Annotated in this window: 25 protein-coding genes and 1 riboswitch; of the genes, 8 read left to right on the forward strand and 17 right to left on the reverse strand. The window is 68.1% G+C overall.

What is annotated here, in order from left to right; all coding sequences use genetic code 11:
- Positions 1-52: 52 nt before the first annotated feature.
- Both ACIBGM_RS15770 and ACIBGM_RS15775 read left to right on the forward strand, forming a co-directional pair.
- Positions 53-685: a DUF47 family protein gene (locus ACIBGM_RS15770; RefSeq protein WP_360516185.1), complete on the forward strand. Its 633-nt coding sequence runs from the start codon at positions 53-55 to the stop codon at positions 683-685.
- 2 nt (positions 686-687) lie between these two features.
- Entirely contained in the window at positions 688-1,686 is a 999-nt protein-coding gene (locus ACIBGM_RS15775) for an inorganic phosphate transporter (RefSeq protein ID WP_360516188.1), read from the forward strand.
- 6 nt (positions 1,687-1,692) lie between these two features.
- Here the strand turns inward: ACIBGM_RS15775 and ACIBGM_RS15780 are convergent, their stop codons facing one another.
- The gene (locus ACIBGM_RS15780; RefSeq protein ID WP_360516191.1) at positions 1,693-2,214 is read right to left on the reverse strand and encodes a hypothetical protein; all 522 of its coding nucleotides are present in this window, start codon (positions 2,212-2,214) and stop codon (positions 1,693-1,695) included.
- Positions 2,215-2,362: 148 nt separating this feature from the next.
- Complete coding sequence (locus tag ACIBGM_RS15785) at positions 2,363-3,109, reverse strand: lysophospholipid acyltransferase family protein (RefSeq protein ID WP_396385925.1); 747 nt, start codon at positions 3,107-3,109, stop codon at positions 2,363-2,365.
- A 90-nt stretch (positions 3,110-3,199) separates the two neighbouring features.
- A riboswitch (TPP riboswitch) is annotated at positions 3,200-3,321 on the forward strand.
- Here ACIBGM_RS15785 and thiC point away from each other — a divergent pair.
- The 3 genes from thiC (at position 3,312) to ACIBGM_RS15800 (ending at position 6,376) form a co-directional block, all read left to right on the forward strand.
- Positions 3,312-4,937, forward strand: a complete 1,626-nt coding sequence (gene thiC, locus ACIBGM_RS15790) for a phosphomethylpyrimidine synthase ThiC (protein ID WP_396385926.1) — start codon at positions 3,312-3,314, stop codon at positions 4,935-4,937. Its footprint overlaps the riboswitch before it by 10 nt.
- Before the next feature lie 330 nt (positions 4,938-5,267).
- Positions 5,268-5,825: a transposase gene (locus ACIBGM_RS15795; RefSeq protein WP_360516200.1), complete on the forward strand. Its 558-nt coding sequence runs from the start codon at positions 5,268-5,270 to the stop codon at positions 5,823-5,825.
- Positions 5,822-6,376: a hypothetical protein gene (locus ACIBGM_RS15800; RefSeq protein ID WP_396385928.1), complete on the forward strand. Its 555-nt coding sequence runs from the start codon at positions 5,822-5,824 to the stop codon at positions 6,374-6,376. Before ACIBGM_RS15795 ends, ACIBGM_RS15800 begins: the two co-directional genes overlap by 4 nt.
- Here the strand turns inward: ACIBGM_RS15800 and ACIBGM_RS15805 are convergent.
- The 3 genes from ACIBGM_RS15805 to ACIBGM_RS15815 form a co-directional block, all read right to left on the reverse strand.
- Complete coding sequence (locus ACIBGM_RS15805) at positions 6,373-7,002, reverse strand: RDD family protein (protein ID WP_360516206.1); 630 nt, start codon at positions 7,000-7,002, stop codon at positions 6,373-6,375. The genes ACIBGM_RS15800 and ACIBGM_RS15805 overlap by 4 nt on opposite strands.
- A 20-nt stretch (positions 7,003-7,022) precedes the next feature.
- Entirely contained in the window at positions 7,023-7,529 is a 507-nt protein-coding gene (locus ACIBGM_RS15810) for an RDD family protein (protein WP_360516209.1), read from the reverse strand.
- Between the two features lie 118 nt (positions 7,530-7,647).
- Positions 7,648-8,379 (reverse strand): RDD family protein, encoded by a 732-nt coding sequence (locus tag ACIBGM_RS15815; RefSeq protein ID WP_360516212.1) that lies wholly within the window; start codon positions 8,377-8,379, stop codon positions 7,648-7,650.
- A gap of 106 nt (positions 8,380-8,485) precedes the next feature.
- On the opposite strand from ACIBGM_RS15815, the gene ACIBGM_RS15820 reads away from it, so the two are divergent.
- Positions 8,486-8,926, forward strand: coding sequence for a DUF2752 domain-containing protein (locus ACIBGM_RS15820; RefSeq protein ID WP_396385929.1), 441 nt, complete (start codon positions 8,486-8,488; stop codon positions 8,924-8,926).
- Between the two features lie 37 nt (positions 8,927-8,963).
- Here the strand turns inward: ACIBGM_RS15820 and ACIBGM_RS15825 are convergent, their stop codons facing one another.
- Positions 8,964-9,707 carry a hypothetical protein gene (locus ACIBGM_RS15825; protein WP_396385930.1) on the reverse strand — a complete coding sequence of 248 codons (744 nt, stop codon included), beginning with the start codon at positions 9,705-9,707 and terminating at the stop codon, positions 8,964-8,966.
- Between the two features lie 104 nt (positions 9,708-9,811).
- Between ACIBGM_RS15825 and ACIBGM_RS15830 the strand changes: the two genes are divergently transcribed.
- A complete protein-coding gene (locus ACIBGM_RS15830; protein ID WP_396385931.1) occupies positions 9,812-10,372 on the forward strand; it encodes a hypothetical protein in 561 nt (186 codons plus the stop codon).
- Positions 10,373-10,432: 60 nt separating this feature from the next.
- On the opposite strand, the gene pstB is transcribed toward ACIBGM_RS15830, so the two are convergent.
- From pstB to ACIBGM_RS15870, 8 genes are all read right to left on the reverse strand, one after another.
- On the reverse strand, positions 10,433-11,209 hold the full coding sequence (gene pstB, locus ACIBGM_RS15835) for a phosphate ABC transporter ATP-binding protein PstB (RefSeq protein ID WP_360516224.1): 777 nt from the start codon (positions 11,207-11,209) through the stop codon (positions 10,433-10,435).
- Positions 11,210-11,230: 21 nt separating this feature from the next.
- Complete coding sequence (gene pstA, locus ACIBGM_RS15840; RefSeq protein ID WP_360516226.1) at positions 11,231-12,151, reverse strand: phosphate ABC transporter permease PstA; 921 nt, start codon at positions 12,149-12,151, stop codon at positions 11,231-11,233.
- A complete protein-coding gene (pstC, locus tag ACIBGM_RS15845) occupies positions 12,148-13,353 on the reverse strand; it encodes a phosphate ABC transporter permease subunit PstC (RefSeq protein WP_360516229.1) in 1,206 nt (401 codons plus the stop codon). Before pstC ends, pstA begins: the two co-directional genes overlap by 4 nt.
- Before the next feature lie 119 nt (positions 13,354-13,472).
- On the reverse strand, positions 13,473-14,597 hold the full coding sequence (pstS, locus tag ACIBGM_RS15850) for a phosphate ABC transporter substrate-binding protein PstS (RefSeq protein ID WP_396385933.1): 1,125 nt from the start codon (positions 14,595-14,597) through the stop codon (positions 13,473-13,475).
- Positions 14,598-14,816: 219 nt separating this feature from the next.
- On the reverse strand, positions 14,817-14,942 hold the full coding sequence (locus ACIBGM_RS15855) for a hypothetical protein (protein ID WP_396385934.1): 126 nt from the start codon (positions 14,940-14,942) through the stop codon (positions 14,817-14,819).
- An 89-nt stretch (positions 14,943-15,031) separates the two neighbouring features.
- Positions 15,032-15,496 (reverse strand): bifunctional nuclease family protein, encoded by a 465-nt coding sequence (locus ACIBGM_RS15860; RefSeq protein WP_165949283.1) that lies wholly within the window; start codon positions 15,494-15,496, stop codon positions 15,032-15,034.
- A 153-nt stretch (positions 15,497-15,649) separates the two neighbouring features.
- Positions 15,650-16,528, reverse strand: a complete 879-nt coding sequence (locus ACIBGM_RS15865; RefSeq protein WP_360516236.1) for an NUDIX domain-containing protein — start codon at positions 16,526-16,528, stop codon at positions 15,650-15,652.
- A 10-nt stretch (positions 16,529-16,538) separates the two neighbouring features.
- A complete protein-coding gene (locus ACIBGM_RS15870) occupies positions 16,539-18,698 on the reverse strand; it encodes an RNA degradosome polyphosphate kinase (RefSeq protein WP_360516239.1) in 2,160 nt (719 codons plus the stop codon).
- 84 nt (positions 18,699-18,782) lie between these two features.
- On the opposite strand from ACIBGM_RS15870, the gene ACIBGM_RS15875 reads away from it, so the two are divergent.
- A complete protein-coding gene (locus ACIBGM_RS15875; RefSeq protein WP_360516242.1) occupies positions 18,783-19,844 on the forward strand; it encodes an alpha/beta hydrolase in 1,062 nt (353 codons plus the stop codon).
- A gap of 157 nt (positions 19,845-20,001) precedes the next feature.
- On the opposite strand, the gene ACIBGM_RS15880 is transcribed toward ACIBGM_RS15875, so the two are convergent.
- The 3 genes from ACIBGM_RS15880 to mshD all read right to left on the reverse strand — a co-directional run bounded on the left by ACIBGM_RS15880 (position 20,002) and on the right by mshD (position 22,642).
- On the reverse strand, positions 20,002-20,319 hold the full coding sequence (locus ACIBGM_RS15880; protein ID WP_396385937.1) for a hypothetical protein: 318 nt from the start codon (positions 20,317-20,319) through the stop codon (positions 20,002-20,004).
- Positions 20,320-20,903: 584 nt separating this feature from the next.
- Positions 20,904-21,323: a DUF6318 family protein gene (locus tag ACIBGM_RS15885; protein WP_396385938.1), complete on the reverse strand. Its 420-nt coding sequence runs from the start codon at positions 21,321-21,323 to the stop codon at positions 20,904-20,906.
- 401 nt (positions 21,324-21,724) lie between these two features.
- Positions 21,725-22,642, reverse strand: a complete 918-nt coding sequence (mshD, locus tag ACIBGM_RS15890) for a mycothiol synthase (RefSeq protein ID WP_360516248.1) — start codon at positions 22,640-22,642, stop codon at positions 21,725-21,727.
- Positions 22,643-22,702 lie beyond the last annotated feature (60 nt).

The following is a 22,702-nucleotide window of genomic DNA, read 5'->3' on the forward strand; positions in this document are numbered from 1 at the left end:
CCGTTCCCCCTAGCATGTTCACGGTTTGTCCCTCGTTCACCCGGAGCTTGAAGTGCCGTTACGTCTGCGTCCGAACGACCCGACGTTCTACGACCTTTTCACCGAGTCCGCCAACCACCTCGTGGACGGATCACGGATCCTGGCCGAGTTGCTCGGCAGTACGGCGGGAACCGGGCTCTCGTCGAGCCACCAGATCGCCGCCCAGATGAAGGACGCCGAGCACGCGGCGGACGAGACCACGCACTCGATCATCCGGCGGGTGAACTCGACGTTCGTCACGCCGTTCGACCGCGAGGACATCTACCGGCTGGCCTCCGACCTCGACGACGTCATGGACTACATGGAGGAGGCGGTGGACGCCGTCCACCTGTTCGCCCTGGAGAAGCTGCCGGAGGAGATCGCCGAGCAGATCGAGGTGCTGCAGCGGGCCGCCCAGCTGACCGCCGAGACGATGCCGCGGCTGCGCACCATGAAGGACCTGGCCGAGTACTGGATCGAGATCAACCGGCTGGAGAACACCGGTGACGCCGTGCACCGGCGGCTGATCGCCAAGCTGTTCAGCGGCGAGTACGAGGCCCTGACGGTGATGAAGGTGAAGACCGTGGTCGACCTGCTGGAGGCCGCGATCGACGCCTTCGAGCACGTCGCGAACACGGTCGAGCAGATCGCCGTCAAGGAGAGCTGAGCGTGGAGCTCGCGCTCGTCGTCGCGGTGGTCGTCATCGCGCTCGTGTTCGACTACACCAACGGCTTCCACGACGCGGCGAACGCGATCGCAACCTCGGTCTCGACCCGCGCGCTGACCCCGCGGGTGGCGCTGGCGATGGCCGCGGTGATGAACTTCGTAGGGGCTCTGCTCGGCACCGAGGTCGCCGAGACGGTCGGCAAGGGCATCATCAGTGTGCCGTCCGGTGAGCACGGGCTGGTGGTTGTGCTCAGCGCCTTGGTCGGCGCGATCACCTGGAACCTGATCACGTGGTACTTCGGCCTGCCCAGCTCCTCGTCGCACGCTCTGATCGGCGGCCTGGTCGGCGCCGGGCTCGCCTCGGCCAGCACGGTGCTGTGGTCCGGCATCCTGGACAAGGTCGTCATCCCGATGGTGCTGTCGCCGACAGTCGGCTTCCTCGGCGCGTTCGTCCTGATGCTCACGATCCTCTGGGTGTTCCGGCGGGCCCACCCGGGCAAGGTGACCCGGGGCTTCCGGCTGTCCCAGTCGCTGTCCGCCGCCGCGATGGCGCTCGGCCATGGTCTGCAGGACGCGCAGAAGACGATGGGCGTGATCTTCCTGGCCCTGCTCACCACCGGGTACGTCCAGGAGGGCGACGGGATCCCGCTGTGGGTCAAACTGGCCGCCGCGACCGCTATCTCGCTCGGGACGTACTCCGGCGGCTGGCGGATCATGCGGACGCTGGGCCGCCGGATCATCCACCTGGACCCGGCCCGCGGTTTCGCCTCCGAGGCGGTCGCCGCGACCGTCCTGTACGTGATGGCGATCGGCCTGCACGCGCCGGTTTCCACCACGCACACGATCACCTCCGCGGTGATGGGCGCCGGCGCCACCAAGCGCCTGTCCGCGGTCCGCTGGGGCGTCGCGCGCGGCATCGTCACCGCCTGGGTCCTGACCATCCCCGCCGCCGGTGCGGTCGCCGCGCTCTGCTACGGCTTGGCCCACTTCATCCTGGAGTGACCCCGGTCAGCGGTTCCAGCGGCGTACGGCCTTGGCCACGTCTTTGGGGCGGATGGCGCCGAGGTTGAGCTCCCAGGTGGCGGCCAGGCGGTCGCCGAGCTCGGCCAGGTCGAGGTAGGCCTGCGGCCGCACCGCCACCACCCAGGTGGCCGCGGCTGCATGGCCCTGCTGGAAGAGCAGGTGGTCCGCGGTCGCCTCGAGCTTGCTCCGGTTCTCGCCGTCCAGCCCGCTCGCGGCCCAGTCCTGCACGATCGCGCCGTCGTCGGCGGTCATCCGGGCCAGGTAGGTCAGCGGGCCACGCCAGAAGCCGCGGCTGCCGATGGTGTCCAGGCTCTCCAGCGGGAACCAGCCGTTCTGGCAGCGCCGCCCGTTGATCGCGGACTCCACCTCGCGGGCCTGCCCCGAGGTCAGGCCCCGGACCGCCCAGTCGAGGAAGAACGCGCCGACATCGGGGATCTCCTCCGCGACGTGCGGAGCCACGGTCAGTATCCCCGGCTCGAAGAGATGCAGCTCTTCGGGTGACTTCACCAACGCTTCCCCCGCCCACCTGAGTACGACGGCCACGCGCGCCACCACGCGGCCGAGACACAGGGACCCCCCAGGTACCTGCTACTTCCAACAAGTGCTCTTAGTACCCCCACGCCGTACCGGGGTCAAGGTCCTGTCCGGTAGCCGACTACTTCTTCCGGGCCGCCCGGCGGGCCAGCTCCTCCCGGTCCAGCCGCTCGGCCTCCTCGGGCGTCGGCGCGCTCCCGCCGTACGAGGCCGGCAGCCACCAGGCGCCGGCGGGCTGCTCGGGGTAGGCCCGGATGGTGCGGTCGAGCATGCCGGCCATGGTCGAGCGCAGGTGCGCGGTCGCCTCGGCCGGGTCGTCGTCCGCGGTGACCGTGATCGGCTCGCCGACGGTGATCGCGATCGTCCGGTGCCGGGAGAAGTCGCGCGGATGGTCCTTGGTCAGTATCCGCTGCGTCCCCCACAGGATCATCGGCAGCACCGGTACGGCGGCCTCGGCGGCCATCCGGACCGTGCCGGACTTGAACTCCTTCAGCTCGAACGACCGGCTGATCGTCGCCTCCGGGAACACGCCGACCACCTCGCCGGCGTTCAGGTACTCGATCGCCTGCCGGTACGACGCCGTACCGGCCGCGCGGTCCACCGGGATGTGGTGCATCCCGCGCATCAGCGGTCCGGAGACCCGGCTGCGGAACAGCACCTCCTTGGCCATGAACCGCACCAGCCGCTTGCTCGGCAGCGCGCCGAACCCGCCGAGCACGAAGTCGACGTACGAGATGTGGTTCATCGCGATCACCGCGCCGCCGGTCCGCGGCACGTTCTCCGTCCCGGTCAGCTGGAACTTCAGGTCCAGCACCTTGAACGCCGTCTTCGCGAAGCCGATCACCGGCGGGTACACGAGGTCGCGCATTCCCGAACGCTACCGGCTCCGGTCAACCGGCGGACGTGACGCGCCCCACGGAATCCCGTATGCAGTTGTTCGTTAGGGTGGACCGCGACAACTTTAGATCGCGGGAGCTCGCACCGAAGTGGGCTGAGAGGGCGGCTGGGTGGATCCCGGCGCCGCCGACCGCCGAACCTGTCCGGGTAATTCCGGCGTAGGGAGCAGCAACGTGACAACCATCGGCAATAACGTCCGACCTACTGTCACCACCAGCCCGATCTCGGGCTCGGAGAAGATCTACCGCGGCGAGCTGAACGTTCCGGCCCGCCGCGTCCACCTCACCAACGGCGAGCACTTCGACCTGTACGACACGTCCGGTCCGTACACCGACTCGTCCGCGCGGATCGACGTACAGGCCGGTCTGCCCGCGCTCCGGCGGGACTGGATCGCCGGCCGCGAGCCGTTGACGCAGCTCGGGCACGCCCGGGCCGGAACCATCACCGAGGAGATGAAGTACATCGCGGTCCGGGAGGGCGTCGACCCGGAGTTCGTCCGGGACGAGGTGGCGCGCGGCCGGGCGGTGATCCCGGCGAACCGGCGGCACCCGGAGTCCGAGCCGATGATCATCGGCAAGAAGTTCCTGGTGAAGGTGAACGCGAACATCGGCAACTCGGCCGTGACCAGCTCGATCGAGGAAGAGGTCGAGAAGCTGGTCTGGGCGACCCGGTGGGGCGCGGACACCGTGATGGACCTGTCCACCGGCAAGAACATCCACGAGACGCGCGAGTGGATCCTGCGCAACTCGCCGGTGCCGATCGGGACGGTCCCGCTCTACCAGGCGCTGGAGAAGGTGAAGGGCGACCCGGCCGCGCTGTCGTGGGAGGTCTACCGCGACACGGTCATCGAGCAGTGCGAGCAGGGTGTCGACTACATGACCGTGCACGCCGGCGTCCTGCTGCGGTACGTCCCGCTGACCGCGCAGCGGATCACCGGGATCGTGTCGCGCGGCGGCTCGATCATGGCCGCGTGGTGCCTGGCGCACCACCAGGAGTCCTTCCTGTACACGCATTTCGCCGAGCTCTGCGAGATTCTCCGTGCGTACGACGTGACGTTCTCACTCGGCGACGGGCTCCGGCCGGGGTCGATCGCGGACGCCAACGACGCGGCCCAGTTCGCCGAGCTGCGGACTCTCGGCGAGCTGACCAAGATCGCCTGGGAGCACGACGTCCAGGTGATGATCGAAGGTCCCGGACACGTGCCGATGCACAAGATCGCTGAGAACGTCCGGCTCGAGGAGGAGCTGTGCGGCGAGGCGCCGTTCTACACTTTGGGGCCGTTGGCAACTGATGTGGCGCCGGCCTACGACCACATCACCTCGGCGATCGGCGCGGCCCAGATCGGCTGGCTCGGTACGGCGATGCTCTGCTACGTTACGCCAAAGGAGCACCTCGGCCTGCCGGACCGCGACGACGTGAAGACCGGCGTGATCACCTACAAGATCGCCGCGCACGCAGCCGATCTGGCCAAGGGGCACCCGGGTGCGCAGGACTGGGACGACACGTTGTCCAAGGCAAGGTTCGAGTTCCGCTGGGAGGACCAGTTCAACCTATCGCTGGACCCGGACACCGCGCGGTCGTACCACGACCAGACGCTGCCCGCCGAGCCGGCCAAGACCGCGCACTTCTGCTCGATGTGCGGGCCGAAGTTCTGCTCGATGCGGATCACCGCGGACATCCGCGCGTACGCCGAGGAGAAGGGCCTGACCTCGACCGAGGCGATCGAGGCCGGCTTCGCCGAGATGTCGGAGACGTTCAAGTCGCACGACAAGAAGCTGTACCTGCCGCTGGCGGACTGAGTACCGGACCGCCAGGCCATCACAATCGCCGGCCATTCGGCCGGCGCCCGCTGGAGTCGTCTCAGAGGGTCCGGTTGTGATGGCCTGGCGGTTCGTATCGTGCTGACTCCGCGTGAAGTCGCGGGGCGAGTCGAGATGCCGAGCAGGCCGGATCCAGCGGAGAATTGGGGAGATCGGCGGGCCTGCGGGGCGGTCACTGGGAGTGATTGGGTGAACCGATTCAGGTTTTTTCCTTCACTCTACGTGAATAAGACTGTAGCCTTAATGCGTTGGGAAGGAGGTGTGGCGGTGGTCTTCGTTCTCACGGTAGATCAGCGGGGCAGCCGAAGCATGACCGATCTCGTACCCGAGCTACTGAACACGCTGAACCGGCGGCCGCGGCGGACCGGTTTGCTCCGGAAGTTCGAGCGGACGGCCGGCGACGAGGTGCAAGGGGTGCTCTCGGAGGCGCGCCCGACCATCGACGTGGTCGTCGAGCTGCTGCGTTCCGACACCTGGTACGTCGGTCTCGGCGTAGGCGACGTCGCCCAGCCCTTGCCCCGCAGCACGCGGGCAGGCAGCGGCGAGGCGTTCGTGAACGCGCGGGAGGCGGTGAACCGGGCGAAGTCGAGCCCGCACCATGTCAACGTGGTCGGCTCCGACTCCCGCGTCGCGGAGCAGGTGGAGACAGTGCTGTGGCTGATGGCGTCGGTGCTGCGGCGGCGTAGCGAACGCGGCTGGGCAGTGGCCGACCTGCTGGCCGAGGGACTCACCAGGCGGGAGATCGGCGTGAAGCTGGGGATCAGCCAGTCGGCGGTGACGCAACGGGCCCAGGCGGCCGGCTTCGCCGAGGAGCAACGCGGACGGAAGCTGGCAGCCGAGCTGCTGGGACCAGGGGCCGCTGCGTGACGGCACTCATCCTGTCGTTGACCGCAGCCGCCCTGGTCCTCGCCGTACTGGCGTGGGTGCCCAAGGCCGGCTCTACGGTGCAGATCGTGCTCAGCGGGGTGATGCTGGCCTGTCTGATCGCCGTCGGCCTCCTGCTGCTCGCAGGCGACGGCGTGGACGGTTGGCGCGAGCGCTGGTGGAACGTGCTGCTCCTGCTGGCCGGCGGGCTCGCAGTCACCGGTGGCGGGCCGCTGACGACCTCTGTGCTGGCTCTGGTCGACCGGGGCAACACGAGAGCCCAGTCGACGCAGAAGGCCGGTGAGGTACTGCGTGGCGGCGCGCTGATCGGTTCACTCGAGCGCGGCGCCATCTACGCAGCCCTGGTGGCAGGCTGGCCGGAGGGACTCGCGATCGTGCTGGCCATCAAGGGGCTGGCCCGCTACCCCGAGCTCCGCAGCCCCGATCAGCCCGCCTCGGTCACACCGCAGGCAGTGGCCGAGCGCTTCATCATCGGCACCTTCACCAGCGTCCTGTGGTCGGTCACCGGCGCCGCCTTCCTGCTGTCGCGCTAGTCCGACCTGATCACGTAGGTGGACATCACCTTGTCGTGCCAGGTCTGCTTCTGGTCGTCCCACAGCGGCCAGAGCAGATTCAGGAAGCAGGCGTTGTTGAAGAGCCCGCTCAGGAACTCGCGCAGGAACGCCTTGCCGGCGCCGACCGGCTGGAACGACTGGGCGTCGACCAGGCGCAGGTGCAGCGCGCTCTTGCCGACGCTCTGCCCGGTCTTGCCCTGGCGGAAGACCCGGTTCCACAGCCCGAGGCCGATGCTGGCGGCGATGCCGAGCAGGAAGAGGATGATCGCGAACGCGCCCGGTGCGTCATTGGACGACGACAGGTCGTCGGAGCGCATCGCGATGTCGGCGATGAAGACGCCGTACCCGATCGCGATCGGGACGCCGCTGATCATGCCGTCGATGAGGTAGGCGCCGGCGCGTGGGGCCCAGTCGGCAAGTGGTGCCTGCGGTACGCCGTACCCGTAGCCGTACTGCGGCTGCTGGACGTAGGGGTTGTAACCCGGCTGCTGCGGGTGCCCGTACTGCTGCCCGTACTGGGGCTGGCCGTATTGGGGCTGGCCGTATTGGGGCTGGCCGTACTGCGGCTGCTGTCCGTACGGCGTGCGGTCCTGCGGTGTACTCATCGAGTCCATCTCTTCCAGCGTCAGCGGCGGATGACCACGTCGTTGACGACCTTGTCGTGCCAGGTCTGCTGCTTCTCGTCCCACAGCGGCCAGAGCACGTTGAGAGTACAGATGTTGTTGAACAGCACCGCGCAGAACTCGCGGCCGAAAGTCGAGCCGATACCGATCAGTTGGCCGGTCTGGGCGTGCACGACCTTCAGCCCGGTGACCTTCTTGCCCAACGACTGGCCGGTGCGGCCCTGCTGGACGACCCGGTTCGCGACCCAGACCAGGAATGCGACGAAGAACCCGCTCAGCATCGCGATCCCGCCGCCGGCGCCCAGTTCCTCCTGGTCACCGTCGATGACCAGCGCCGCGATGACCCCGGTGATCGTGGGGATGAACTGGATCAGCGAGTCGATCAGCGACGCGCCGACCCGGATCGGCCAGCCGGCGAGCTGCCCGGGTGGTGCATAGCCGTAGCCGTAGGCCGCGCCTGGTCCGTAGGGGTTGTAGCCCTGCGGAGGCTGGTACGGAGGGGTGCTCAACTGGGGGTCCTTTCTGGGGCGCGTCCGGATCCGCAGGGACGAGTATCGCGGATCGGCCCGGAACGACGGACGCCGCGGCCACAAGCGGCCACGGCGTCCGGTGTTGCGGAGTACTACGTCAGAGCTTGATGACGTAGGTGTTGTTGATCTTGTCCGCGAAGGTCTGCCTCTTCTCGTCCCACAGCGGCCACAGGTAGCCGATGTAGCAGGCGGCGCTGTCCAGGATGTGGGTCAGTTGGCGAATGAACGCCTTGCCCGCGCCGACCGGCTGACCGGTGTCCGCGCCGACCAGTTTCAGGCCCAGGACCTGCTTGCCGACGGTCTGGCCGGTGCTGCCCTGGCGGATCACGACGTTCCAGATCGCCAGGCCGATGCCGATCAGGTAGAAGATGATCGCGACGACGGCCAGGTTCTCGTTGGCGGAGAACGCGCTGCCGATGCCGTACGGCACACCGACGATCAGGCCGTCGATCAGCGCGCCGCCGACCCGGTTCGGCCAGGCGGCGAGGTTACCGGGGATGCCGCCGAAGCCCGGCTGGCCGTACTGCTGCGGGTAGCCCGGCTGCTGGCCGTACTGGCCCGGCTGCTGCGGATAACCCGGCTGCTGCCCGTACTGGCCCGGCTGCTGCTGGCCGTACTGCGTCTGCTGCTGCCCATACTGGCCAGCCTGCTGACCGTACTCAGCAGGCTGCTGCTGGCCGTAGCCCGGCTGCTGAGCGCCGTAGCCGGGCTGCTGCCCGTACTGGCCCGGCTGCTGCCCAGGCTGCCCGTACTGGCCTGGCTGGCCGTACTGAGCCGGCTGCTGCGCGTCCTGCGGGCCGTAACCCGGCGGTGGCGTCGGAGAGCTCACGACGATCCCTTCTGGTGAATTGCTGTTGAGGAGTGAGTTGCAGGCTAGTGGTCCGACGGCTCACACACCCTGACGGATCCCACGAGATGAGAGTTACCGTTGTCCGGTGAGCCTTTCGCTGAACGTCGTACTGCGGCCGACCGGACCGGTCCAGCCCGTGGACAGGCGGGTGCTGGGGTTGGCCGCGACAGGAGTGGGCGGCCTGGGCCTCGCCGCCGTCTACCAGCTGACCGGCGGGCGGATCGGAATTCCTTGCCTTCTGCACGCAACCACGGGCCTGAACTGCCCGTTCTGCGGCGCCACCAGGATGGCTGCCGCCTTGCTGCGCGGCGATCTGGTCGCCGCCTGGTACTTCAACCCGGTGGTGCTGGTGCTCGGCCCACTGATCGGTGTTGCCGTCGGCTACCAGTTGCTTGCCTGGTCGCTGGAGTCGCTCCGGCTGGTCCGGCTGCCCCGGCTGACCATGAGCCCACGCACGGTGGACTGGGTGGTCAAGGGCCTGATCGCCCTGTTCGTCGTGTACGGCGTCGCGCGCAACCTGAACTGAACCGCCGCCACGACCGGGCGGCGGTTCAGCGTCGCGCTCAGTAGTTGACCAGGCCGGTGGCGTAGGACACGATCGACACCGCGATCGAGACGATGCCGCCGATCCAGGCCACCTTGGCCAGCGTGTCCGGCCGGCCCTGCTCCCGGAACTTGCTCTGGGCAATCAGTCCGAGGACGATCGAGGCCGGGCCGCAGCAGAACCAGCAGACGATGCCGATGATCGACAGGGTCTGCGGCGTGTTGTTCTGCGGAACGCCGCTGCCGTAGCCGTAACCGCCCTGGCCGCCCGGGTACTGGCCGTAGCCGCCGGGCTGCTGCTGGGCGTAGGAACCCGGGTACTGACCCGGCTGCTGCTGGCCGTAGCCCGGCTGCTGACCGTACTGCCCCGGCTGGCCTGGGTACTGGCCCGGCTGGGACTGCCCGTACTGGCCACCCTGCTGCTGGCCATAGCCAGGCTGCTGCCCGGGCTGCTGGCCATAGGGGGACTGCTGCCCGTAACCAGGCTGCTGCTGTCCATACTCAGGCTGCTGCTGTCCGTACTCAGGCTGCTGTCCATACGGGGACTGCTGCTGCCCGTACCCGCCCGGTTGACCGTACTGACCAGGCTGCTGGCCGTACTGGCCCGGCTGGTCGTCGTCCGGCTGGCCGGGTGCTTCGCCGTACTGGCTGGGCCTGTCCTGCTCGCCGTACTGGCCGGGCTGCTCTCCAGGGGTCTCACCAGGGGTGTCCTGCGGCCGGTTCGGGTCGTTCGGGTCGTCGCCCGGAGGCGTCGGAGTGCTCACCGCGGTCCCTTCTGAGAACGTCGAGGATCCTCGCAGGTTATCTTTTCCACAGGGCGGTGGTCACGTGCCCACTCCGGATCCCTTCAACACTTAAAGTTGGCCGGGTGACTCAACCCCCTCAGCCCCCGGCGTCCGACGGCCGTCCCGGGGATCCCGCGCCGGACCCGACCCGCCACCTCCCGGTTCAGTACGAGCCGCCGACGCCGACGTTCGAGGCGGCGCCGCCCGCGCAGCCCGGGCCACCGGCGGGGCCGTACCAGGCACCGGTCGGCGGCCCGTACCAGCCCGCGCAATCCCAGCCTCTGCAGGGGTTCCCGACCGGGCCGGTGCTGGTGACCGTCGGCGACATCTCGGTCGAGCAGTTCCGGATCGTCACCCCGGCGGGCGTGCTGCCCACCCAGGGCACGAACTGGTCCGCGATGGACATGTCCCGGACCGAAGAGAAGATCCCGGCCTGGGCGATCATCCTGGCCATCGTGTTCGCGCTCGCCTGCCTGCTTGGCCTGCTGTTCCTGCTCTGCAAGGAGCGCAAGACCACGGGCTTCGTCCAGGTCACGGTGCAGAACGGCAACCGCACCCACAACACCCACGTCGGCGTGAGCTCACCCCGCGAGGTCGCCGACACGCTTGCCCGGGTCAACTTTGCCCGGACGCTCTGCGTGTAAAGGCAGATCGGCCCTCGCGGGATCCCGCGGGGGCCGATCTGTGCAGAGGTACGGCGAGGATCAGCCGAAGCGGCCGGTGATGTAGTCCTCGGTCGCCTTCTCGTTCGGGTTCGAGAAGATCTGCTTGGTCGGGCCCATCTCGATCAGCCGGCCGGGCTTGCCGGTCGCGGCCAGGTTGAAGAACGCGGTCTGGTCCGACACCCGGGCCGCCTGCTGCATGTTGTGGGTGACGATCACCACGGTGTACTGGTCCTTCAGCTTCTCGATCAGGTCCTCGATCGCCAGCGTGGAGATCGGGTCCAGGGCCGAGCACGGCTCGTCCATCAGGATCACCTCGGGCTCGACCGCGATCGCCCGGGCGATGCACAGCCGCTGCTGCTGACCACCGGACAGGCCCGCGCCGGGCTTGTCGAGGCGGTCCTTCACCTCGTTCCAGAGGTTGGCGCCCTTCAGCGACCGCTCGACCACCTCGGTGAGCTTCTTGCGGTCCTTGACCCCGTTCAGCTTCAGCCCGGACGCGACGTTGTCGAAGATCGACATGGTCGGGAACGGGTTCGGCCGCTGGAACACCATGCCGACCACCCGGCGGACCGCCACCGGGTCGATCCCGGTCGCGTACAGGTCCTGCTCGTCCAGGACGACCTTGCCCTCGACCCGGGCGCCGGGGATCACCTCGTGCATCCGGTTCAGGGTCCGCAGGTAGGTGGACTTGCCGCAGCCGGACGGGCCGATGAACGCCGTGACCGAGCGGGGCTCGATCGTCATCGACACGTCCTCGACGGCCTTGAAGTCGCCGTAGTAGACGTTGAGGCCGCTGACCTCGATGCGCTTTGCCATATCGACTCAGAACCTCTCTGGCTATTTCGACTTGATGGTGCTGAACCGGGCGATCAGCCGGGCCAGCAGGTTGAGGGCAAGGACCAGCAGGATCAGCGTGAGCGCCGCCGCCCAGACCCGGTCGGCGGCCGGCTCCAGCGCCAGCTCGGTCCGGTCCTGGTTGATCATCGTCGGCAGCGCGCCCATGAAACCGTCGAACGGGTTCAGGTTGATGTTCTTGGAGTAGCCGACCAGGATCAGCAGCGGCGCGGTCTCACCCATCACGCGGGCCAGGCCGAGCATCACGCCGGTGACGATGCCGCCGAACGCGGTCGGCACGACCACCTTCAGGATCGTCTTCCACTTCGGCACCCCGAGCGCGTACGACGCCTCGCGCAACTCGTCCGGCACCAGTTTCAGCATCTCCTCGGTGGAGCGCAGTACGACCGGAAGCATCAGCAGCACCAGCGACAGCGAGACGGCGAAGCCGACCCGGTTGAAGCCGAACACCGTGATCCAGACCGCGTAGATGAACAGCGCGGCCACGATCGACGGCACACCGGTGAGCACGTCGACCATGAAGCTGACCGCGCGGGCGACCTTGGTGCCCTTGCCGTACTCGACCAGGAAGATCGCGCCCATGACGGCGATCGGAACCGCGATCAGGGCGGTGATCAGGCCCATGATCAGCGTGCCCATGATGGCGTGGTACGCGCCGCCGCCCTCCCGCCGTACGGTGATGCCGCGCTGCGACTCGCCCCACCATCCGGCGTCGAGCAGCAGGCTGTAGCCCTTGCTGATCACGGTCCAGAGGATCCAGATCAGCGGGATCAGCGCGATCACGAAGGCCAGCGTGATCAGCACGGTGGCCAGGGTGTTCCGGAAGGCGCGAGCGCCCGACTTCCCGGTGAGGTCCAGCGTCTGGCCGTCGTACGCCGGCTTGTTCGCAGCGAGCGTCGTCATGCCACCGCTCCTTCCTTCGCGGCCGCTCCCGCGGCGCTACGGTTGTTGCGGCGCGGCCGCTTCCCGCCCGGGCCGCTGCGGGCGACGATGATCCGGGCCGCGGAGTTGACCAGGAACGTCACGACGAACAGCACCAGGCCGGCTGCGATGTAGGCGCCGGTCTTCTCCGGCGAGTCGAACTCGGCGGCGTTGTTGGCGATCTTCGACGCGAAGGTCTCGCCACCGGCGAAGATCGACGAGTTCCACGGGTCGTTGCTGTTCGGCACCGTGAGGATGATCATCACGGCGACGGTCTCGCCGAGCGCCCGGCCGAGGCCGAGCATCGAGGCGCTCACCACACCCGAGCGGCCGTACGGCAGCACGGACATCCGGATCATCTCCCACTTGGTCGCGCCGAGGGCGAGGGCGCCCTCGCGGTGCGCGATCGGGGTCTGCGCGAAGATCTCCCGGCTGATCGCGGTGACCACCGGCAGGATCATGATCGCCAGCACCACCGAGACGGTGAACACGACGCCGACGTTGTCGCCCGGCGGCTTCTCGAACACCGGGAGCCAGCCGAGCGCCGTCGACAGCCCGTCGATCACCGGGCGCAGGATCGGCGCGAAGAACAGGATGCCCCACAGGCCGTAGATGATCGACGGTACGGCGGCCAGCAGGTCGACCGCGTGCGCGACCGGCGTCGCCAGCCGCTTCGGGGCGTAGTACGTGATGTACAGCGCGACGCCGACCGCGATCGGGACCGCGATCAGCATCGCGATGATCGAGCTGATCACGGTGGTGTAGAACAGCGCCGCGATACCGAACCGCGGCTCCTCGCCGCCCGGCTCCCAGACCCGGGAGAACAGGAAGCTGCTCTGGTCGTCGATCAGGGCCGGGACCGCCAGCGCCAGCAGGAAGATGCCGACGAACGCGACGATCGCGATCACCAGGCCGCCGGAGCCGTGGGCCAGGCCGGCGAACAGCCGGTCGCCGAGGTGACCGACCGGGCCGAGGTCGAGCTTCGGGCCCTTGGCCTCCGCCGCGGCCGTGCCGGTCTCGGCGGTCTCGGCGGGCTGCTCCTCGGCGTGCTTGTCGGCCAGCCCGTCGAAGTGCGGGGTGGGTCCGGCCGGCTCGTGGACCAGGTCCTCGATCCGGGGGTCCTCTTGAGCGGCGGCCTCGCCGGCGGGCCGGCCGGGCGGTTCCGTGCCGTCTGGACTACTCATCGATGGTGCTCCAAGCGCCTGGTTCGTGGGCTCTGTGTGCTTCGGGTCCGACGAGGCGAAGCCCCGGCCGCCTCCGATGACTCGGACCGGCCGGGGCTCGCATCACTGCTGTTTCGTCGTCAGCTGATCGCCTGAACGGCGGCGTCGACCTTGGTCCGGATCTCGTCCGGGAGCGGCGCGTAGTTCAGCTCGGTCAGCGAGGCCTGGCCCTCGGTGCTGGCGAAGTAGCTCAGGAAGCTCTTGACCAGCGCGGTCTTCTCGGCCGCCAGGCCCTTGCTGCAGGCGATCTCGTAGGTGACCAGGATGATCGGGTACGCGCCCGCCTCCTTGGTCGCGTAGTCCAGCGACATCGACAGGTCGTTGCCGGTGCCCTTCACCTTCGCGGCGGCCAGCGCCTTACCGGCGGACTCGGCGGTCAGCTCGACCGGGGAGCCGGAGCCGTTGTCGACCTGCGCGACACCGAGCTTGTTGTCGACGGCGTACGACCACTCGACGTAGGTGATCGAGTTCTTGGTGCTCTTGACGCCCTCGGCGACACCCGCGGACTTCTCCTTGCCGGCGCCGGTGCCGGTCCACTTCTTGGCAGGCTTGCCGGTCCAGGCGCCACCGCCGGCGGCGGCCAGGTACTTGGTGAAGTTCTCGGTGGTGCCCGACTCGTCGGACCGGAAGAAGACCGAGATCGGGTCGCCCGGCAGCGTCACGCCGGCGTTCAGCTTGGCGATCGCCGGGTCGTTCCAGGTCTTGATGCTGCCCTGGAAGATCTTCGCGGCGGTCGCGCCGTCGAGGACCAGCTTGTCGACGCCGTCCAGGTTGTAGGCGATCGCGACCGGGCCGATCACCATCGGCAGGTTCAGCGCCGGGTTGTTCTGGCACCGCTTGGCCGCGGTGGCCGCCTCGGAGTCACCGTCGGAGGCCTCGGTCTTCAGCGCGGAGTCCGAACCGGCGAAGTCGACCTGGGCGGCGTTGAACTGCTTGATACCCGCACCGGAACCGGTCGGGTTGTAGTTCACCGTGACGTCGGCGCACTTCTCGTTGTACTTGGCGATGACTTCCTCGATGGCGTTCTTCTGTGCCGAGGAGCCCTCTGCGTTCAGGGTGCCCTGCGGGCAGTCGGCAGTCGAGGCCGAACCCTCCGGGCTGGTGGAACCGGACGGCTCGGGGTCACTGCCACAGGCGCTCAGAGCGAGGACGCCGAGGGAAGCCACGGCGACGGTGCCGACGCGGAGCAGGCGATTGACGGACACGAGAGTGTTGCCCTTCTGCGGGAATCAGACTTCTTGAACTTCCACAGACGGTAGGGAGAGCAGGTGTCCGACCGGTCCGTCGTTGGTGAACGAGCGGTGAACGGTTTCGATAGCGTCGGCGACGCTTGGCGTGCCGCCAGGCGGCCAACAGGTGAACTGAGTTAAGAGCCGTGACTCTGCGTCGATCCAAACGGCTGTTGGCTCACGTTTCGGTAACGCTCAGCGCACTGTCAACGTGAACGCCTTGCTCCCGGTGGTGCCGATCGGCAGCCCGTAGTACGTCATCCCCGGAACGGCCACACGGTAGTACGTCGTAGTGCCACGCCCGGCCGCCCGCACGTACATGACCGTACCCGGCGGCCGGTCGCAACGGACTGTGCCTGGAACCCGAAGGTGTACGACGTGAAGCGCGCACTGGGCCGGAAGCGGGGGAGTCAGCTGGAGAAGTCCTCGGGGGCTACGCCGTCGAGGAACTGGCGGAAGCGTTCGAGCTCGGCCTGCTCCTCCTCGGGAGTGGCGACACCGGCCTCGCGGAGGACTTGTTCTGTACAGCGGATCGGGGTGTTGAGGCGGACCGCGAGCGCGACCGAGTCGCTCGGCCGGGCGGAGACCCGGGCGCCGTTGGCCAGTACGAGCTCGGCGTAGAACACCGCGTCGCGAAGCTCGACGATCTCGACCGCCTCGATGTGCACCCCGAACGCCTGGATCAGGTCGCGCATCAGGTCGTGGGTGAGCGGCCGCGACGGCCGCAGGCCTTGCTCCTCGTAGGCGATCGCGGTCGCTTCGACCGAGCCGATCGAGATCGGCAGGTAGCGGTAGCCCTCGGTCTCGCGCAGCATCATGACCGGGGCCCGGTTGGGCGATTCCATCCGGATCCCGATCAGTGTCAGTTCTCGCATCATCGTCATGGTGCGACCCGAACCTCTCCTCAGACCCGGGCCCGGTGGGGCGCCAGGTTCCTCCGTAGGAACATACCCGGCGCCTCCAGAGTCATCCGGCCGCCCCGGCGGCTGTGCCTGGATCGTCACCGACATGTGCTGCGGGGTGCGCACCTACGGAGCGCTGAACCGCTCGTAGATGAGACGTCCGTCACCCAGCCGGTGCGCGACCAGGAACGCCCCCGGCGAAAACTTGCCCACCCGCAGGCCGAATTCCCGCGCCAGTGCCGGCAGCACCGGCCGGTGCGAACACACGACCGTCACCTTGTCCGCCTTCCACGCCTTCTCGGCCAGCCCGCTGATCGCGCCAGCATCCGCTTCGTACCCACGCTCGGAGATCTCCGGCCAAAGGTGGATGTGCCTGTCGATAGAAGCGGCGTACGGCGTGACTGTCGCGACACACCGTTCCGCGTCGCTGCTGATCAGCCTGTCCGCCCCGAGCGCACCGAGTACGGCGGTCAGTCGGTCGGCCTGACCGGTCCCGTTCGTGCTGAGCGGCCGGGAGGTGTCCTTGCTCTCCCAGTCCTTGCGCTTGATGGCCTCGGTGTGCCGAAGCAGGACCAGTGTCGAGACGACAGGTACGACGCGACCGAGTTCGTCGAGGATGTCCACGTCACGCGGGTAGCTGAGCTTGGTGCGCGCCTTGTCCACCGGCAGCCACGCGACCTCGTCGACCTCGCTGTTCGGCTCGAACTCGGCGTCGTCGAGCGGTATGGCGGACCAGTAGTGCACGAGCTTCTGCGCGGTCCCGCCGTTCTTGCGGACCGTGTAGCGCTGCACGCCGAGCGGTGGACCGAGGACGACCTGCAGCCCGGTCTCTTCCTCGATCTCGCGGCGCGCACCGACCAGCACGTGCTCGTGCGTGGTGAGTTTGCCCTTCGGAAGGGACCAGTCGTCGTACCGGGGCCGGTGCACGAGCAGCACCTGCCGGGTGCCGCGGCTCTCACGCCACACGACACCACCCGCGGCGATGACGGTCGCCGGGTTGTTCATGGAATCAACCCTAGGTAATGGGGTCAGCAGTTCTGCGGCGGCCACGCGTGGCGATGAGTCTTTCCTGCAGATCGCGCAGCGGTTCGCCGTCCGGCTGGGTGAGTCTGGGCTGCCAGGTGTCGTCGGGCTGCAGCCACCACGAGCCGGTGCTCTCGTCGACGGCCAGGTCGAACATCTCCCGGAGCTCGGCGACGTGGTCCTGCTCCTTCAGCTGGACCAGCACCTCGACCCGGCGGTCCAGGTTGCGGTGCATCAGGTCGGCCGAGCCGATCCACACCTCCGGCTCACCGCCGTTCTCGAAGGAGAACACCCGGCTGTGCTCGAGGAACCGGCCGAGAATGCTGCGCACCTGGATGTTCTCGGACAGCCCTGGGACACCGGGACGGAGCGTGCAGATGCCGCGGATCCACAGCTCCACCGGGACGCCGGCCTGCGACGCTCGGTAGAGCGCGTCACACAGGGCCTCGTCGACCAGGCTGTTCACCTTGAACCGGACCCGGGCCGGGCGGCCCGCCAGATGGTGCTGCACCTCGCGGTCGATCCGCTCGACGAGCCCTCGCCGTACCGACTGTGGAGCGACCAGGATCCGCCGGTAGCCGGCGCTGCGGGCGAAGCCGGACAGGTGGTTGAACAGGTGCGCGACGTCCTCGGTGACCACCTTGTCGCTGGTCAGCAGCCCGAGATCCTCGTACAGCCGGGCGGTCTTCGGGTGGTAGTTGCCGGTGCCGACGTGGGCGTATCTGCGCAGGCCGTCCGGCTCGTCGCGGACCACCATCGACAGCTTGCAGTGCGTCTTGAGCCCGATCACGCCGTACACGACGTGGCAGCCGGCATGCTCCAGCTGACGGGCCCACTTGATGTTCGCCTGCTCGTCGAAACGCGCCTGGATCTCCACCAGCACCAGCACCTGCTTGCCGGACTCGGCGGCGTCGATCAGCGCGTCCACGATCGGGGAGTCGCCGCTGGTCCGGTACAGCGTCTGCTTGATCGCGAGCACGTGCGGGTCGGCCGCGGCCTGCTCGATGAAGCGCTGCACGCTGGTCGAGAACGAGTCGTACGGGTGGTGCACCAGGACGTCGCGCTGCTTCAGCGCGTGGAACATGTCGGCCGGGTTCGAGGTCTCGACCTCGGCCAGGTGCGGGTGCGTGGACGGGACGAACGCCGGGTACTTCAGCTCGGCCCGGTCCAGGCCGGCGATCGCGAACAGGCCTCGCAGGTCGAGCGGGCCGGGCAGCTCGAACACCTCGGCCTCGGTGACGCCCAGCTCCGACAGCAGCAGCGCCTTCACCTGCGGGTCGATCGACTCCTCCACCTCGAGCCGGACCGGCGGGCCGAACCGGCGGCGCAGCAGCTCCTTCTCGAGCGCGGCCAGCAGGTTCTCGGCGTCGTCCTCCTCGACCTCCAGGTCCTCGTTGCGGGTGACCCGGAAGGTGTGGTGCTGGGTGACCTCCATACCCGGGAACAGCTGTCCCAGGTGGGTCGCGATGACGTCCTCGAGCGGCACGAACCGGCCCTCGGCCACCGGGATGAACCGCGGCAGCAGCGGCGGCACCTTCACCCGGGCGAAGTGCTCGCCGCCGGTGTCGGGGTTGCGGACCACGACGGCCAGGTTCAGCGACAGTCCGGAGATGTACGGGAACGGGTGCGACGGGTCGACCGCCAGCGGAGTCAGCACCGGGAACACGCGCTCCCGGAAGAACCGGGTCATGTCCTCGCGCTCCGAGTGCTCCAGCTCGTCCCAGCGCAGGATGTCGATGCCCTGCTCGGTCAGCGCCGGCTGCACCGCCTTCCGCCAGGTCTCGGCGTGCCGGTCCATCAGCTCGCGGCTGCGGGCCAGGCTCCGGTCGAGCACCTCGCGCGGCAGCAGGCCGCTGGCCGCCCGCACCGCGACCCCGGCCGCGATCCGGCGCTTCAGGCCGGCGATCCGGACCATGAAGAACTCGTCCAGGTTGCTGGCGAAGATGGCCAGGAACTTCGCCCGCTCGAGCAACGGGATCCGGTCGTTCTCGGCGAGCTCGAGGACGCGTTGGTTGAAGGCGAGCCAGCTCAACTCCCGGTCCGAGAACCGGTCCGCGGGAAGGTCTCCGGCCGCCGTGATGTCGTACGGCGGCTCGACGTCGTACTCCCGGTTGTGGGATGCCAGCAAGTCTCCAGCCACGTTGACCAGCATCCCATCCTTTGGTGAACTATCGGTAGCCGAATCACATGGTGGTTTGTGTCGATTGCCCGGCACTTGTTGCTAGCGTCACTCCTTGTGAACCCACGACTGGACTCGGTGCTGCGTGGCACGGCCAACGCCGTACAGACGAACGCCCTGACGCCGTTGTTCGCGTTGCCCACGGCCGTCCGGCGCCGGCTCGCCGGTGCACCGATCCAGATCGACGGCAACATCCTCGACCCGGAGCTGCAGCTGCTCCTGCGGGTGAAGGGTTTGTTGCCGAATGCACCTAAATCCTCGGTCGCCAAGGCCCGGTCGCACCTGCGGTTCCTGTGCAAGCTCGTCGCGGGTCACCCACCGGAGTTACAGCGTGTGACCGAGCTCACCGTCCGCGGTGCCGACGGCCAACTCGGGGCCCGCCTCTACGTCCCACGCTCCGCCGGTCGCGGCCTGCTCGTCTTCTTCCACGGCGGCGGCTGGGTGGTCGGCGACCTCGACACCCACGACTCGCTCTGCCGCTCGATCGCCGATGACGCCGGCATCCGGGTGCTGTCCGTCGACTACCGCCTCGCCCCGGAGGCCCCCGCGCCGACCGCGGCCGAAGACGCCATCGCCGCGTTCACCTGGGCCGTCGACCACGCTGAGGACCTTGGCGCCGATGCTGCCTTCGTGGCCGTCGGCGGCGACAGTGCCGGTGGCAACCTGGCCGCCGTCGTCGCCCAGCAATCTGTATGGCGCGATCTCCCACGCCCCGCGCTCCAAGTCCTCCTCTACCCGGCCCTGGACCTGGTCGGCCGCCGTCCGAGCCGGGATCTCTTCGGCGAAGGCGACTTCCTCCTCACCGAGGAAGACATCATCTGGTACCGCGACCACTACACCCCGGACCCCTCGATCCGCCCCGACCCCCTGATCTCACCCATCCTGGCCGAAGACCTCTCCAACCTCCCACCCGCATACATCACTACCGCCGGCTTCGACCCCCTCCGAGACGAAGGCACCGAGTACGCCGAAGCCCTCACCGCCGCCGGCGTCGACGTAACCCACCACCCCCACCCCTCCCTCACCCACGGCCACTACAACCTCCAGTCCATCCCCGGCCCCACCCGCCAAGCCCACAAAGCCCTAACCACCCACCTGAACCAAGCCCTAAACCCCTAACCCCCGGCCTGCCTGAACAGAGGCTGGAGCGGTGTCGGAGCCTGACTGGAGGCGGCTAGGAGTGCAGTGGTGGCTAAGCAGGCCAGTGCGGGTTTGTGGGATAGCAGGTTGCGGCTAAACATGGCCAGGCCGCCCACCTCAAAGAAGTCTTGAGCGGCTAGCGACCCGGCTCGACCAGCACCGGCACAGCCTCCCGAACCGTGAGTGGTGTCACCGGCCCAGTCACGCCGACCAGCCCGTCGACGTACTGCCAACCCGTCCCCGCAACGTTGAACCGCGCGGCATAGTTCGTCGTAACCGTCAGCCCGACCGACGCCCGCTTCATGTACTTGTGGGTAATCTCCTTGGCCGGATACGGCTTCCCAGGCGATGTGGTCACCAACGACGCCCCATCCCCGAACCGCCACACATAACTCATCGGCGTAGCCTCAACCATCACCGGAAACCCCAGCAACTCCACAGTCGCCGTCGTCACCCCCCGATCCTCGGTATAAACAATCGTGTCCAAATTAACCAAAGTCCGCCCCCGAGGCTGAACCCGCACAACCAACTTCGGAAACAGCACGTCCTTAACCTCAGTACGGACGTCCTCCCACACCACATCCTGCGGCCGCGGCTGAACAACAGACGGCGGCGCAATCGTCCGCCGATTCATAGCCGGCTGCTCCGCCACCTGACACCTACCCGGCCCAACCCGATTCCCATCCGCCTCAGGCATCCCACAGATCCCGACGTTCAGCCTGAACGGCTTCCGTTGTTCCGGTGAGTTCGGACGCTTCGATTTGTCCCCTGCCGGTCCTTCGGCATTCGCGCCCTTCACGGGAGCCTTCTTTTGGGTCTGGCCGTTGCGCTTCAGTCTGTTGGACTTGTTTGCACTGCCTCGCATTTCGACCCCGGTCTTGGTCTTTCCGCCAATGACGCTCGGTGGCGTCGGCGTGGCCACAGCCACTGGTACTGCGAGGGCAGTCAGCGCGGATGCATCGACGGCACCCGCACCAATCGCCGGAAGCGAGACGCATCCCGCTATGAGGGAGGCGACGGCGATCAGGTGCGGGGGTCTCATCGTGCCTCGAACTGTGTCTCGTACATGACCCAGTTCCCCCCGCTCGGCGACAACGCGATCTGGTCGGTGAACTCGGCGGCCTTGCTCACGATGGGCTTGGCCGAGGGGGTGTTCTTCGTCGTGTAGGTCCCGACGGCGATCACAGCCGAGCCGCCCAGGCGGCCGCTGTCACCGCGGGCGAGCTCCGAGAGTTCTTTGACTCGCTCCTGGTAGTCCCCGGTCAGGCCCCCGTTTGCGGCATTCACCTCGGCTACATAGGTGGCGTACTCCTTGCAACCCTCGCAACCAGCCTCGCTGGCGCTCAGCAGGGCCGCGGTGTCCCCGGTCGTGGCGGCGTAGTTCTTGAGATCTACGTAGTACCGGTAGAAGGCTTCGGCGGCCGCAAGGGTCAGGCCGTTCGCTGCCGCCGGACGCACTGGTGGGCCGCTCGGCGTCGAAGTCGCCGTTGGAGGAGCGGTTCCGTCCGAGCCGCTCGATGTGGCTGTGGACGGGCTCGTCGGATTGGTATTCGGGCGGCCTGCTTCGGGGCTGCCCGTGGTGCAGGCGGTTAGGAGTGTGGTGGTGGCTAGGCAGGCCAGGAGGAGTGGTCTTGGCCTGTTGCGGGTAGTCATGGGTGTTTGCCCTCCGTAGTCGATGTGATCGTAACGGTGGGCCGGGGCGGGGTGGGTGGGGAATTCGGGGGCTGTGGATAAGTGGGGGTGGGCCAGGAGCCGCCCGGCTGGGGGGTTAGAGGCTCGGACGGCTCCTGGTGTTGGTGAGACGGAGGCAGGTCGGGATTATGACGCGAGGTGAGCGGGTGGATTCGTTGTGATGTCGTTCACAGGGAAGCGGTGGGGGCGTACTGGACGTCCACTGCGGCTGTGGTGAAGCCGAGGTTGGTGTAGAGGGCCCGGGCGGGGGTGTTGGTGCCGTCTACGTAGAGGACGACGGTGTCGAGGCCGCGGTCCTCCTGGAGGTAGTGCAGGCCCTGGAGGGTTAAGGCCTTGCCCAGGCCGCGGCCCTGGTAGGCGGGGGAGACGCCGACGACGTACACCTCTCCTACTCCCTCCTCCACCTTCGTCCAGTGGTAGCCGGCCAGTGCACCAGTAGAAGAGTCCACGGCCAGGAAGAAGCCGGCTGCGTCGAACCACGGTTGGTGGACCCGTTCGGCCAGGTCCGCTGCCGTCCAGCTCCCCTGCTCCGGGTGGTCCGCAAAGGCCTGGCTGTTCACCTCCAGCCACGCCGCCTCGTCCTGTCCGGGGACGAACGTCCGTACGGCGATCCCGTCCGCCCACACCGGTTCGGGAAGAGAGGCCCTGGTGCGGCGGAGGAAGTAGAGCTCCCGTGTCACTTCCAGACCGAGCCGCTGTGCGAGTTCGTCGCTGCCAGGCAGCCGTCCGTGCGCCCACACGCGGAGCCGTGCTCCACCGTGGTCGATCAGCATGCGCAGAAGCGCCGTACCGATGCCTTGCCGTCGGGCTGAAGGGGTGACGACCAGCTCGGCCGAGCCGTCTGGTGACAGGGCGGCGTACCCGATCAGGTTTCGGGCGCTTTGGAGGCCGGAGACTTCGATCGTGCCGGGGTCGCCCTCGTACGCGAGGATGTGGACGTCGCCCGGGTGTTCGCCGTCGAGGTGGAGCAGTGTGCGTTCGGACAGCGGATTCACGCCGTCGCTCTGTGCGGCCGCGCGGGCGAGATCCGTGACGGCCGAGGCAGTGGCCGAGGGCAACGGTGAGGGAACGGCTTCGAGGGTCACCGGAATACCGTAAAAGGTCCGGGGCAGTTCATGCTCAGGTCCTTGGAAGGGCCGCGTCAC

The sequence above is a fragment of the Kribbella sp. NPDC050470 genome (assembly GCF_044458365.1).
In the GTDB taxonomy this organism is placed as follows: Bacteria; Actinomycetota; Actinomycetes; order Propionibacteriales; family Kribbellaceae; genus Kribbella.